Here is a 12,496-nt window from a genome sequence, read left to right on the forward strand (position 1 = left end):
GTACGGGCAGCATGCCTGCCCTACATTTCCCTGCAGCAGTCCAGCAGGCCGCCAAGGAAGTTCCTGATCCGGATATTGCCGTGCTTTTCACTTTTCCCCCGGATATAGTTCATCTCCTTTTTCATCTGTTCAAAGCTGTAAAGCCTTCCTGCGTATTCATTGAATACAGGGTCCGCATAATCATCCAGGCCCCTGGCGGCCAGATTGTACATGCCGTCCGAGGCAGCCCTGCGGATACGCTGCTCCACGCTCTTGGAATTCTGTTTCATCCTTCTGCACAGTTCCCGGATTGTAATGTCCCCAAATTCCAGTTCCTGTTCAATCATATAGCTGATGATGCGGATGATATCCTTGCTTCCCGCCTCATTCAGTATTCCGATTTCCTGGAGGATTCCCTTCAGATGCCTGACGGAAAGACTTAAGCTTATTCCTCCGTCCGCCTCCCCTGGCCGGCCGTCTTCCCCGCCAGGGTCCGGTGTGCCCATGACGCCGCTCCTGGCCTGTTTAAGGATCCACTGCATGTTCTTGACCATTTCCATACTGCGCAGGGTGTTCCTGATTTCCGCCATGTTCACCGGTTTGTGCAGCAGCAGTTCAGCACCTCCCTCATACGCCCTCTGGACGGTTTCCATATCATGGGCCTGTGACAGCATGATGATGGACGCTGCCGGAAGTGTCTCCTTTATCCTGCGTATGCATGTGACGGCCTTAAGTTCAGGAAGGGGTAAATCCGCCAGGATCACATCCGGACGGATTCCGGGAATCCGCCTGCAGGCATCGTCCCAGCCTGCCGATACGCCGGCAACCTCCCCCAGCTCCTCCCCTTCAATCATATGGGTCAGTTCCCTGCGCGAGTAGCTGTCGCAGTCTATAAGATAGATTTTCATTTTTTATGTATGAACGTATCTTTTATATTCTTCCACAACATGAATAATATCAATACAGCGCCCACATATCCATTGAGCACGTAAATCACATTGACCAGGACCCTGAACGGGAGGAAGAGTCCTACCAGAAGCCCCACAACGCCTAAAATAACCGTTAGGATCTTAAACCGGGCTGTCCCCTCTTTGGCAAACCTGGCGCATGGGTTATATAAAAGAGGAACCGCTGTCGTATAGATGCCTGCAAATACCACAACCGCGAATATGGAGGCAAATGGCTTAAAAATCCGTTCTGCCAGGATCAGGTTGGGGATATCCGCATTCCACACAAAGATCCCGCTGTTGCTGATGCCGGAGGTATTGATATTGGCAATCTGAGCAAACATGATCAGGATGATGGCCACACACACAGCCAGTGTTCCCAGATAAACTCCGTATTCCACATCTTTCTTTTTATTGTTGGCCCCCAGGGCCGCTGTAAAGCTGGCAAACCACAAAAGTACGAAGCCTGCGTAGGACAGACTGGAAATCATCCAGTTAGGCCCTGCGTTCTTGATGGTTTCACCGCCCGCCTGTGCAAAAGCGCCGCTGTGTATGATATCCAGACCGGCGTTAATCTGACCGCCGTCCCTTAAAAGGGTTACCACACCGATTCCGATACACAGTACAACGATGGCCGGTCCTACCATACCGATCTTGTCTACCAGTGAATTCAGCCCGCCTACCACGGTAAAGATGGCCAGGGCTGCCAGGATCACGCCTCCCACCACAAAGGGAAGGCCATACTGCTGGTTCAGGGTGGATGCCGCTCCACCTACCATGACAAAGAATGACATATAACAGAAAACAGTTGAATAATAATCCATGAATGTCCCAATGTATTTTCCGCAATAAAATTTGTAAACGTCATTCCCTTTCTCAAATCTTTCTTCTGCGCCTGCCTTTGCAAAATTGTAATTGTAGTATACAAAGCAGACTGCAAATAGTAATACCGTCAGGATTCCCTGCACTCCGTATGCAGTAAAATATTGAATGATTTCCTGTCCTGTGGCAAATCCTGAGCCGATGGTAAATGCAATGACTGCCCCCGCAAGTATCATTACCCGGCCCCAGTTAACTTTATTATCATTTTCCATATGCCTTCTCCTCTTAGCAGACCTGGCTGCCGCAGGGGCACGGCAGTCCCCTGGACACAGCCGCTTTGGCCGTGCCCGGGAGCGTGTCTGAACATTGCCTTCTGCCACGCTGCAGCAGCCTTCAGCAATTATTTTTCAAACACTGTCTGTCCTTCCACTGGTGTCTGCAGGGCTTTTAACGCCCTCCTCACCATGGATAAGCGGAGTTTGTAGCTGTCTGTCTCACCCTGTGGCGGGTCGCCCAGTGGGTAGGGGATACCTATGCCAGGGATGATACGGTTGGCACCGATTGTCAGGGAGATAGGAACAACGGTTGCCATATGAACTACAGGAAGGCCATACTTTTCGATACCTTTAACCATCGTTGCACCGCAACGAGTACAGGTCCCTCAGGTGGAGACGAGGATGACCCCGTCCACATGTTCATCAACAAACATTTTTCCAATCTCGGTCCCGAACCTGGCCGCTGACGCGGTCGCTGTCCCGGTACCGGTAGTAGCGCAGAAATAGTTGACAAGCTCGCCGAACTCGCCTTCCTTTTCCAGCTCTCTTAGCGCATCGAGGGGAACCACCACATTGGGGTCCGCGATGGCAAACTGGCGGTCATATCCGCCATGGATGGATGTAAAATCATCGGCTGAAAGCCGGTCCATACCCGTAATATCGTATTTGCCCCACTTGGTGGCATTACTGGATTCGATATGGTCCGGGTTGCCTGTGGGCACGATACCGCCCGAGGTGACAACCGCGATTTTGGCTTTCTTTATATCCTTAATGGGAGCAGCAGGCTCAACCCGGTCAAACTTGGGCATGGGCAGGTCTGTCTCAAATGCCTCGCCTTTTAATTTCTTGACCAGCATCTCAACCGCGCGCTCAGAACCTCTCTTCTCAGCAAAGTAGTTGACGCGGATTCCTCTTTCAAGATATCCCTCTTCGGAAGGTCCCAGTATCTCCTGTCCCTCAGCCAGCTTCTTAACCAGGGCCGACATCACAGGAAGCACCTTGGGCATGCCCGCTGCGGAATTAGGGGTTCCCACAATGATAAGGTCCTTGCGGAACATATCCACGCCCGGGTTCTCCTCATACATTCCGGTGATGACCGGTATCATGAGGCGCTCTTCCACGGCCTTGCAGATCGTGCCGCAGGCCACGCCGTAACGTCCTGCGTTAAATGCAGGTCCTGCCACGAACACGTCCGGTTCATACTTCTTCACCATCTCTATGACGGCATCGGTTGCCGCGTCCAGGTTTTCCCCAAAATAGTTGTCACCGCAGATAACGGTGGCCGCAATTTCATAATCGCTTCCCAGTGCGGCCCTAAGTCCCATGCCTGGCCCCACGGCGCCTTCACGGACTTCCGGCATATGGTCGGCTTTTTCCTCGCCGCCAATACCGGCAAAGAACTGGTTAATATAATGTACGACTTTATATTTCGCCATGTTTCCATCTCCTTTGATTGATTTAGTATCCTCTTGCTGCCAGCTTGTTAAAGCCATTGGCAATGGTGGAGGCTATGATGATCTGAAGCTCTGCCTCAAAGCTGCCGTCCGGGTTCTTACAGCCATCCCAGCCGCCAATCTGCATCTCGATGAACTCCTGGGTTCCGATGACCTTATCCATGGCCGGGAATATAAGGGTTGCATTGCCCTGTCCGCAGGATGCCAGCGCATCCGCTTCCTGGCACACATCCGCCAGGGACTGGGACTTGCCGTCCTTGCCCGGGAACTCATCCGTAATCAGGACCACCTTGGTTCCTGCATTCTCCACCTTGCGGCAGTTCATCATCAGGTCCGTATCAGGATTGCCATACCCCTCTTCCGTAATCAGGACACCGTCCAGTCCCATCCAGTTACACAGCTTGGCAACCATATCGGAATGGCGCTCCTTGTCAGCAAGGAACACATTCTCATTGGTCAGGATGACGCCCATGAAATTGATATCCTTGCCATGATGCTTATAGCAGTCCTCAATGACCGGATTGTGGAAATGATGGTAGGTGGTAACCTTGTCACAGGGCGCCACGCAGTTGCCGGAAACAATGGCCCCGTCCATGATTTCTGTCGGATACATGAAGGTGGGGACGAACTGCTTGGCATCCACGCCATAGTAATATGTATCGTGAAGAAGTCCCTGGGACTGCAGCATGTGGATATATCCCACCTTGGGAAGGTCCGGATACATGGCCGCCTGCTCAAATACCGGTCTTGTCTCATAGGTGATGATCTCGTCCGGCTCCAGGTCCCTTCCGGCTTCCCCGAGATAGGCCGCTACCTTTAATCCGGCCATGCGGGCCGCCTTCTCGTACACATGGGTCTCCAGGCCGTCGGCCGGTTCCACCACCACGCACAGGTTATTGGTCTTGGAGAACGGACAGTAATCCGCGGCAGGACCGCTCATATCGATCACGCCTTCCTGGAACCCCACAATCTTACCTGCTGTAATGACACAGCAGCCCTCCAGTGCATGGGTCCGTCCACTGCCCACCTGAGGGCTTACCTTCCCGATTACACCTGGAAAAATCTCTCCGCCTCCGCTGACCTTGACTCTTGGCTCAATCACGTCCTTTACCGGCGTGATCCTCACGGACTCGCCTGGCCTTGCGATGTCAACATGGCAGCCAGCCAGCTTGTCATCTTCCAGGACAAGCGTTTCAACTTCCTCTTTGCTGACATAAAGGACCCCGTCCTTCACGTGAGTCTTGTCATCGAATCGGATATCTTTTATAAAGATTTTTCCCAATTCAAGCTTCATATGAAATACCTCCCACTTCTTTATATTTTACTGCCACCCGCCGGCATTACTTCACCCACTCCAGCGAAATGACAGCACTTTTACAATTGACAATATTTGTTGTTTGTGTAAAAATGATACTTTTAAAATAGTAATCGCGATAACTTATGGCTATAATATAGCATATGTTATCGCGATTATCAATGGTTTTAATGAAGTCTTTTGTTACTTTTTGTAACATTCACCTTTTTCGTCATTTTGTTATATTTTTGACATTGTTTTTGTACATATTTACCATTGGGGCTATTTGGGAGTAAAGTCACTGGCATAAAGCTGGGTTATCTCCTTGCTCTCCGATATGAACCGGTCCACCAGTTCCGGTATTGCCTCAGGTTCCACCCCGTGCTCCTGGACAAACTTAAAATATCCCAGAAACAGGGTACAGAGAATGTGATTCAGCTTTCCTGCATTTTCCTCTGTGATTTTCCCCTCTTTCACAAGACGCCTGCAGATATAATAGTCGCGGTCATAATACCCTGGGATTTCCAGCATCTCCTTTATCAGGGGACTGACGCGGATGATGGCATCCGGGAACATTTCATAATATTCCTTCAGCGCCTCCCCCAGGTCCCGGTTGATATTGCGGTAGAACACGGACTCAAACGCTTCCGGTTTGCGGAAAGCCTCCGTTGCATAGGAACGCCATATGCCGAAATGTACGTCCCATATGTCCTTCCATTCCTTCTCCCGGATGGAAAGGTCCAGGATATACTCGTTCAGGGCATCCAGCTGCGCATAGAACAAAAGCTCGTCCAGGTTGTCAAAGTACCGGTACATGCTGGCGGACGAACACCCAAGTTCCGTTGCCATGCGGCGTATACTGACCGCCCCCACTCCTTCTTCCTTGATGATCCTGCTGGCCAATTCCACATAATCTTTTCTGCTTAAGTCCTTAAAATAGGACGTTCCTGACTTCTTCATCATCGTTCCCCCACGCTCTGCTCCCTGTCCATCCCTACAGCCTTGGGATGACATTTTCAATCATCGATAAGTCAATGGTCTTGTAGTCATAGGCTATCTTCCCATCATACTCAGGGACTTTCTTAATGGCATTCCATTTCCCATAGGTTTCAATGGCCTTTTCTATGAGGCACACATCCTCCCCATCCACGGACCCTGCTTCGCCGTACAGCAGTATGGTCCTGTAGGGCGTCTGGTTGGGCTTTAAGCTGGACGCCTGGGGATGGGTCAGAAGCTTATGCCCCCTGTGGATTAAATCCCTGGCCTTCTTAAGCACCTCCTCATAGGAATCCAGCATGAATACCTGGCCCACGCTTTCCTCCCACTTTTTTACAGCCCGGTCATTGTTGGTGACCAGGATGCATTTTCCTAAATCAAACATTGTAATCCCCTCCTTTGTTTTTGGACTGCGCATGTAAATGCTTTTAATATCTTACATCATATTCGTGGTTCAGTCAATTTCCCCGGCGGGTTTGTCTGGGCTATATTTTCCTAGGGCGTGTTTGAAAATTGCTTTCCGTCAGCTGTGCGTCCCACTTTGTGGGAGATTTGGTCCCGATGATGGAGGCGTAGCGGGCTACGCTGACTGAATCGGGGCCAAATATACCGCGAAGTGGGGCGTGCAGATGGCGGGAATGAATTTTCAAACAGGCCCTAGCAGAAAGGCTGCGCCGGACCTGGACCGAAGCAGCCTTTGTTGTATGGATATTTGTGTTTTAGAGCATTCCCAGGGCTTTGGGCAGGAAAAGTGAGATTTGCGGGAAGAGGCTTAAAATCAGAAGGGTAAATAAAAGCGCACCAATCCATGGAATCAGCGCCTTTGTCAGCCTGATGATTGATATGTCCCCAATCCGTGAAATCACAAACAGTACCATTCCAAAAGGCGGGGTCAGCAGGCCAATCATAAGGTTCAGAACCATCACTACCCCAAAGTGGACCGGATTTATCCCCATTGCCTGAATCAGCGGATTCAGTAATGGCATCAGTATTGTAATGGCGGAAATAGGTTCCATAAAGCATCCCACGATTAACAGGAACACATTCAGTATCAGCATCATAACAATTGGCGATGAGATGGAACCTGTCAACAGTTCCAAAAGCTGCTGGGGTATCTGGGCCCGGATCAAAACATTGCCGTACAGTGCAGATGTGGCAAGTATTAATCCGATGGTAGCACTGTCCTTCACCGTCTCCCTTAACACATCTGTCAATTGCTTCATGTTCATTTCCTTATATACAAATACCGAAAGGATAAAGGAATATACCACCGCCACAACAGCTGCTTCCGTAGCCGTAAAATATCCGCTGTAAATACCTCCGATAATGATAATAGGGGTCATCAGAGGCAGGATTCCCTCTTTCAGGCTGATAAAGAGCGCTTTTACCGTAGGGAAAGGCTCCCTGGGATAATTATTCTTTACCGCATAAACAGTTACCACAACCATCATAACAGCTGCCATTAAAAGTCCGGGAAGAATACCTGCCATAAATAGTGCTCCAACTGAAGCCGAGGCCATCATACCATATACCACCATAGGAAGGCTTGGTGGTATGATGGGACCAATGGTTGATGAAGCAGACGTTACTGCACAGGCAAAGTCAGTATCAAAGCCATGATCCTTCATGGCCTTAATCTCAATGGCCCCCAAACCACCTGCATCGGATACCGCAGTCCCTGACATACCTGCAAAAATAATACTGGATACCACATTCACATGGCCAAGTCCGCCGGGCAGGAAACCAATGATGACCTTTGCGAAGTTAAACAGGCGGTTGGTTATCCCTCCCGTATTCATCAGCTTTCCGGCCAGCAGGAATAGCGGAACCGCCAGCATGGTAAATGAGTTGATACCAGAAACTGTCATCTGAGCCAGTGTGTTAATCTGTATGGTCCCGTACTGCATCAGCATAAGTACCACCGCCGTGATTCCCAGACTGAAGGCAACCGGAACGCCTAGTATGAACAAGCCAATAAGAAGAACCAGAAATACAATCCCATTCATCTATTACCACCTTCCTTCCCAAATGCCAGCCCCAGACAGCGTACCATATGGGATATACAGAAACAAAACATCATCACCCCGGAAAACAGCACTACACCATACAAATAACTGTGCTTGAACCACATCAGGGAAGCCGCTGCAACATCACCGCTGGTCTTGATGGTTTCATAGGTACCCCGCGAAAATAAAAGAAGGAAAATACCGGATGCCAGATATGTAACTGCCTGAATCAGATACCTGACCCTGGGATGAAAGCGGTTTAACAGAACATCAATCATAATATGGTTCTCATCTTTAGCAGCAAGGATGGAACCTAAAAATGTTATATAAACAAAGGAAAACCTGGCCATTTCCTCAGTCCATGGGGTCGCAATATTAATCCTCCTGCATATTACCTGTAAAAATACAAACAATACCATGGCCACCACCAGGATGATAGAAAGGCAGTCAATTGCCTTATATAGTAAATTCAATGCTTTTCTGGCCATCATGCACCTCCCTTATGAGAAATCCCGTTGGCAAAGCCAACGGTGACATCCTATTCAGCATACCCCATCACTTCATCATAAGTGGTTACCGTCCACATTGTCTCAAATAAATCCTTTAAAACGGGTTCAGCAGCAGCCCTGAACGCATCCACATCCGGTTCCACTACCGTACAGCCGTTATCAACCATCTCCTGAAGGAACTGTCCTGATAATATTTCCGCCTGCTCATTGGCATATTCCATTGCCTGGTCCGCACACTCCTGGAAAAGAGCCTTTGTTTCCTCGTCCATGGCATCATACTGTTTCCTGCTGATATAAATCCAGGTAGGTTCATAGATATGATGTGTATTAATCACATATTTCTGCACCTCATACAGCTTGTTGGTTGCAAACTGCTCATAAGGTCCTTCGGACGCTTCTACCACATTGGTCTGAAGCGCACTGTAAAGCTCTGTCAATGCAACGGAGGTGGTCAGGGCCCCCACCCCTTTCCAAAATGCAACCCAGGATGTTATTTCTGACACCCTGAACTTGATATTCTTAAGGTCTGCTGGCGTCTTTATTTCCTTATTGGCAGTTGTCTCCCTGATTCCCCTGCGGTTCATGGCCAGGGCATGGATATTATTTTCATCCAGCTTTTTATACAGGCCTTCACCGATTTCACTTCCAAGCACGGCATCCAGATGGTCCCAATCCTTAATCATATAAGGAGCAGACAAAAACTGATACTCCGGCGCATACATATCAATGGGTTGGATTCCTCCTACAACCATGGGAATCTCGTCTGCTGCCAAGGCAGTGAAATTATCCTTCTCCGTACCTAAAGAGCCATTGGTAAATATATTAATCTTAATGGCCCCACTGCTCTTATCCTCAATCAGTTCTTTGAATCTGGCTGCTCCAAGGGCTGGCGCTGACTTTGCATCATAAACAGTTGCCAGGTCGATGTTCATCTTAGGAAATGCCGTCTTTGAATCTGCATCCCCCGTTTCATGATTGGCTGCTTTCGTTTCTTTTGACGCTGCGGCCGTCTCCTTGCCCCCCGTTGTTGAACTGCTGCATCCTGTAAGCCCGATTGCCATGGAAACTGCAAGTCCCAATGCTATTATACGTTTCATACTGCTTCCTCCTTTGAATGAAATTATTTTATAATACCGGTGTAAACGGTATATCTGCTTAAAACATCTTCATTTATCTCAATCCCCAGCCCGGCCCCGTCCGGTACGTACACGCAGTTATCCCGGAAGTCAAAAGGCTGCACAAGAAGTTCATCCCGAAGCGGATTAAAGTTCCTGTCATATTCCATAGCCGGTTCATTCTGCATCGCCACCGGATTGGCTGTATGGGGTACGCAAGCCAAGGATGCGATTGCTGATAACGCCACTGCCAGGGCCACGCCTGATCCCCATACATGGGGTACAACCATAACACCATAAGAAGTGGCAACCGCCACGATATTCATGAATTCCGTCAACCCTCCGCATACACATATATCCGGTTGGGCAATGTCAATACATCCTTTTCCAATAAAATCCTTAAACCCATACCTGGTATATTCGCATTCGCCGCCTGCAATGGCAACATCCAGGGCCTTTCTGACTGCAATATATCCCTCCCTGTCCTCAGGCGGCACAGGTTCTTCGAAAAAATCAATCCCCTGTTCTTCCAGATAACGCCCCATCTTAATGGCTGAAAAACTGTTATATGCGTGGTTCGCATCTACAAATATCCTTACATCCTTCCCAACTGCCTCCCGGATAGCCCTTACCCTGAGATAATCCTGTTCAACAGGAAGAAGCCCTACTTTAATCTTCAGCATCTGAAACCCCTGCCTGATGTAAGATCGTGCCTCCTCCTGAAGTTCCTTAAGCTTATCCTTCACATCCAGATAATCCTCTCCCCGATAATAACATCCGGTAGCATACGTCTTAACCTTATCCCTGAAACGTCCTCCTAATAAACTGCTGACCGGAAGCCCCAGCGCCTTTCCGCAAATATCCCACAGCGCAATATCTATAGCACTGATTGCCTCTATGTATGATCCCTTCTGGCCAAAATCCCGTGTCAAAGCATACATCTGGTTCCACAAAACCCCCTTCTCAAACGGATTCCTGCCTATAAGCAGCGGTGCCAGTATATGTTCCACACACGAACATACCGGTTCAGCAGGGCCATACTGCCCTCCCTCTCCCCATCCACATATTCCCTCATCTGTCTCTATCCTGACCAGAAAACTATTCCTCTCCGGGAATTGGCACTGCGATGAAAAGAATCTTTTCTCCCCCAAAGGAACCTTCAATATATAGGTTTTAACCGCTCTGATTTTCATGGCCTTCTCCTTTCGTACACCAATTGTATACAATCAGTATACGATTTAAAATATAATTTGTCAACACTATCTGTAAAGATTATATCAATAATATTTCAGACCTGAATTTATAAAGGATTTTTTAACATCCTCCATAGTGCTGAACAAATGCTTCCGCATCAGTTCCTCCGCCTGTCCGGCATCCCCTGCCTTCATGGCCTCAAGAATCCTTAAATGCTCCTCACAGGACTGTCTGAATCTTCCTGGTACATTAATGGAATAATTATGAAGCCACTGATTCTGTTCACTGATATTCTTTAAAATCTGACGTATCCTCCTGTTCCCTCCTATCTCAATGGATATCTGGTGCAGCTTCTGGCCTTCCTGACCAAACTCCTGCCCATCTCCCTGCTGGCATTTCTCCATTCCCCTGTTAATGTCCTCTTCAATGACTTTTAGATTATCCTGATTGATTATCCTAGTGGCACAATTAACACAATATCCCTCCAAGACAGCCCTTACTGTGTATATCTCATCAATATCGTTCTCCGAAAGCTGCCTGACAAAACATCCCCGGTAAGGCATGATAACTACAAAATTCTCATTCTCCAGCCTGCGCAGCGCCTGTCTCACCGGAGTCCTGCTGACCTCATACTTCTGGGCCAGTTCCTCTTCTACCAACGGTGCACCAAAATGCAGACGCAGGTTAATGATCTCATTCTTCAGCTCCTCATATATGTAATCTGACCGCCCCTGACTGCCCTCCTTAGATTTCTCTTTCACAATCATTACCTCCTAATAAACAGTTCGTATACTATTAGTATACACTATTTCTCCGAATTTGGAAGTACATTACTAAATAAATCACCCCCCGCCAATTCAATTGATGCCAGTGACCCGTGAATCATCCTGATTCCGGGTCACCGCCCCACATCCCAAGTTTTATCCAAAAGCAGCTTATCGTCATCTCTCTATATACTGGATTGCCACACACCGCGGCCCGCCCTGTGCCACAAACACAGGACTCAGCTCCAGTATGTGGATTTCCAAGCCGGGAAACAGTTCCGCAAACAGTTCCTTCATCCGGCGGGCCTCCTCTGCCGCTGCTGCATGGGATATATACAACAGGTGCCGCTCCCCCAGCTTCTTATCCTGCAGATATCGGATGATGCTGTCCACTGCCCCGGACATGGTCCGCTTTACCCCGTATTTATCCAGCTTCTTCCCGTCCGCGGTCAGCTTGACAATGGGTTTCAGCTTTAAGAGGGAACCCACGGCGGCTGCCACGGGCGTCAGCCTGCCGCCCCGCCTCAGGAAGGAAAAGTCCTGGGGTATCAGGAAAGATTCCGTCCTGTCTGCCGCCGCCTTAAGCCAGTCCAGGATTTCATCCCTGGTCCTTCCCTCCTCTGCCATCTTCCTGGCCTGGTCCACCATGTAACGGTGGGGGCCGCACAATGTCCTGCTATTGAAGACGGTGATCTGTTCCCGGTTTTTTGCCATCTCCCTGGCGCCTTCAGCACTCTGATAGGTTCCGGACAGGCCGTCGGCCATGGATATATTGAGAATGGGCTGGTCCTTGTACTGCTCATAGGCATCCAACACATCACCGATGGGCGGCTGGGATGAGGTGGGGATCTGCCCAGCCTCAATCCGCCTGTAAAAATCCTGCATATCCATCTGAAGGTCCCGCCCGTGGCAGTCCCCAATGCTGACACAGAGGGGGATGGATTCAATCCCTGCATCCCGCCCTTCCTTAACCGTATAAAGTGTTGATGAATCTGTAATGATCTTAACCATATCAGTCCCCCCGGAGTTATTATCTGGTATTCAATACTATGTATTAGAGTTTATAGTATTGATATGATATAGTCAAGACATATTTCGACATTTTCCTACATTCCTGCTGGCAAATTATAGCAATCCATTG

Annotated in this window: 13 protein-coding genes; all 13 read right to left on the reverse strand. The window is 49.0% G+C overall.

Features of this window, described 5'->3' with window-relative positions; all coding sequences use genetic code 11:
• Positions 1-20: 20 nt before the first annotated feature.
• The gene (locus MCJ35_RS12375) at positions 21-887 is read right to left on the reverse strand and encodes a response regulator (protein ID WP_025486949.1); all 867 of its coding nucleotides are present in this window, start codon (positions 885-887) and stop codon (positions 21-23) included.
• On the reverse strand, positions 884-2,020 hold the full coding sequence (locus tag MCJ35_RS12380; RefSeq protein WP_008716939.1) for a YkvI family membrane protein: 1,137 nt from the start codon (positions 2,018-2,020) through the stop codon (positions 884-886). The genes MCJ35_RS12375 and MCJ35_RS12380 overlap by 4 nt, the downstream gene beginning before the upstream one ends.
• A 128-nt stretch (positions 2,021-2,148) precedes the next feature.
• Positions 2,149-3,516 carry a sarcosine reductase complex component B subunit beta gene (grdF, locus tag MCJ35_RS12385; RefSeq protein ID WP_488473298.1) on the reverse strand — a complete coding sequence of 456 codons (1,368 nt, stop codon included), beginning with the start codon at positions 3,514-3,516 and terminating at the stop codon, positions 2,149-2,151.
• Positions 3,482-4,771, reverse strand: coding sequence for a sarcosine reductase complex component B subunit alpha (grdG, locus tag MCJ35_RS12390; protein ID WP_025486946.1), 1,290 nt, complete (start codon positions 4,769-4,771; stop codon positions 3,482-3,484). Before grdG ends, grdF begins: the two co-directional genes overlap by 35 nt.
• Before the next feature lie 282 nt (positions 4,772-5,053).
• A complete protein-coding gene (locus MCJ35_RS12395) occupies positions 5,054-5,734 on the reverse strand; it encodes a TetR/AcrR family transcriptional regulator (protein WP_040379521.1) in 681 nt (226 codons plus the stop codon).
• 31 nt (positions 5,735-5,765) lie between these two features.
• Positions 5,766-6,152, reverse strand: coding sequence for a GrdX family protein (locus tag MCJ35_RS12400; protein ID WP_008716949.1), 387 nt, complete (start codon positions 6,150-6,152; stop codon positions 5,766-5,768).
• A gap of 100 nt (positions 6,153-6,252) precedes the next feature.
• Positions 6,253-6,417, reverse strand: coding sequence for a DUF6783 domain-containing protein (locus tag MCJ35_RS32550; protein ID WP_420315223.1), 165 nt, complete (start codon positions 6,415-6,417; stop codon positions 6,253-6,255).
• Between the two features lie 69 nt (positions 6,418-6,486).
• On the reverse strand, positions 6,487-7,773 hold the full coding sequence (locus MCJ35_RS12405; RefSeq protein WP_025486945.1) for a TRAP transporter large permease: 1,287 nt from the start codon (positions 7,771-7,773) through the stop codon (positions 6,487-6,489).
• Positions 7,770-8,261: a TRAP transporter small permease gene (locus MCJ35_RS12410; protein ID WP_025486944.1), complete on the reverse strand. Its 492-nt coding sequence runs from the start codon at positions 8,259-8,261 to the stop codon at positions 7,770-7,772. The genes MCJ35_RS12405 and MCJ35_RS12410 overlap by 4 nt, the downstream gene beginning before the upstream one ends.
• A gap of 50 nt (positions 8,262-8,311) precedes the next feature.
• Complete coding sequence (locus tag MCJ35_RS12415; protein WP_025486943.1) at positions 8,312-9,379, reverse strand: TRAP transporter substrate-binding protein; 1,068 nt, start codon at positions 9,377-9,379, stop codon at positions 8,312-8,314.
• 23 nt (positions 9,380-9,402) lie between these two features.
• Positions 9,403-10,590: a mandelate racemase/muconate lactonizing enzyme family protein gene (locus MCJ35_RS12420; protein ID WP_025486942.1), complete on the reverse strand. Its 1,188-nt coding sequence runs from the start codon at positions 10,588-10,590 to the stop codon at positions 9,403-9,405.
• A gap of 84 nt (positions 10,591-10,674) precedes the next feature.
• Positions 10,675-11,352 (reverse strand): GntR family transcriptional regulator, encoded by a 678-nt coding sequence (locus MCJ35_RS12425; protein WP_162158557.1) that lies wholly within the window; start codon positions 11,350-11,352, stop codon positions 10,675-10,677.
• A gap of 180 nt (positions 11,353-11,532) precedes the next feature.
• Positions 11,533-12,366, reverse strand: coding sequence for a DegV family protein (locus MCJ35_RS12430; protein WP_025486940.1), 834 nt, complete (start codon positions 12,364-12,366; stop codon positions 11,533-11,535).
• Positions 12,367-12,496 lie beyond the last annotated feature (130 nt).

It is taken from the genome of Enterocloster sp. OA13, from assembly GCF_022440595.1.
Lineage (GTDB): Bacteria > Bacillota > Clostridia > Lachnospirales > Lachnospiraceae > Enterocloster > Enterocloster hominis.

Excerpts from the sequence above, each read along its gene's own strand:
- MCJ35_RS12410 (WP_025486944.1), bottom strand. The coding sequence starts at position 8,261 with ATGGCCAGAAAAGCATTGAATTTACTATATAAGGCAATTGACTGCCTT.
- grdG (WP_025486946.1), bottom strand. The coding sequence starts at position 4,771 with ATGAAGCTTGAATTGGGAAAAATCTTTATAAAAGATATCCGATTCGAT.
- MCJ35_RS12375 (WP_025486949.1), bottom strand. The coding sequence starts at position 887 with ATGAAAATCTATCTTATAGACTGCGACAGCTACTCGCGCAGGGAACTG.
- MCJ35_RS12400 (WP_008716949.1), bottom strand. The coding sequence starts at position 6,152 with ATGTTTGATTTAGGAAAATGCATCCTGGTCACCAACAATGACCGGGCT.
- MCJ35_RS12430 (WP_025486940.1), bottom strand. The coding sequence starts at position 12,366 with ATGGTTAAGATCATTACAGATTCATCAACACTTTATACGGTTAAGGAA.
- MCJ35_RS12380 (WP_008716939.1), bottom strand. The coding sequence starts at position 2,020 with ATGGAAAATGATAATAAAGTTAACTGGGGCCGGGTAATGATACTTGCG.
- MCJ35_RS12415 (WP_025486943.1), bottom strand. The coding sequence starts at position 9,379 with ATGAAACGTATAATAGCATTGGGACTTGCAGTTTCCATGGCAATCGGG.
- MCJ35_RS12420 (WP_025486942.1), bottom strand. The coding sequence starts at position 10,590 with ATGAAAATCAGAGCGGTTAAAACCTATATATTGAAGGTTCCTTTGGGG.
- MCJ35_RS12405 (WP_025486945.1), bottom strand. The coding sequence starts at position 7,773 with ATGAATGGGATTGTATTTCTGGTTCTTCTTATTGGCTTGTTCATACTA.
- MCJ35_RS12395 (WP_040379521.1), bottom strand. The coding sequence starts at position 5,734 with ATGATGAAGAAGTCAGGAACGTCCTATTTTAAGGACTTAAGCAGAAAA.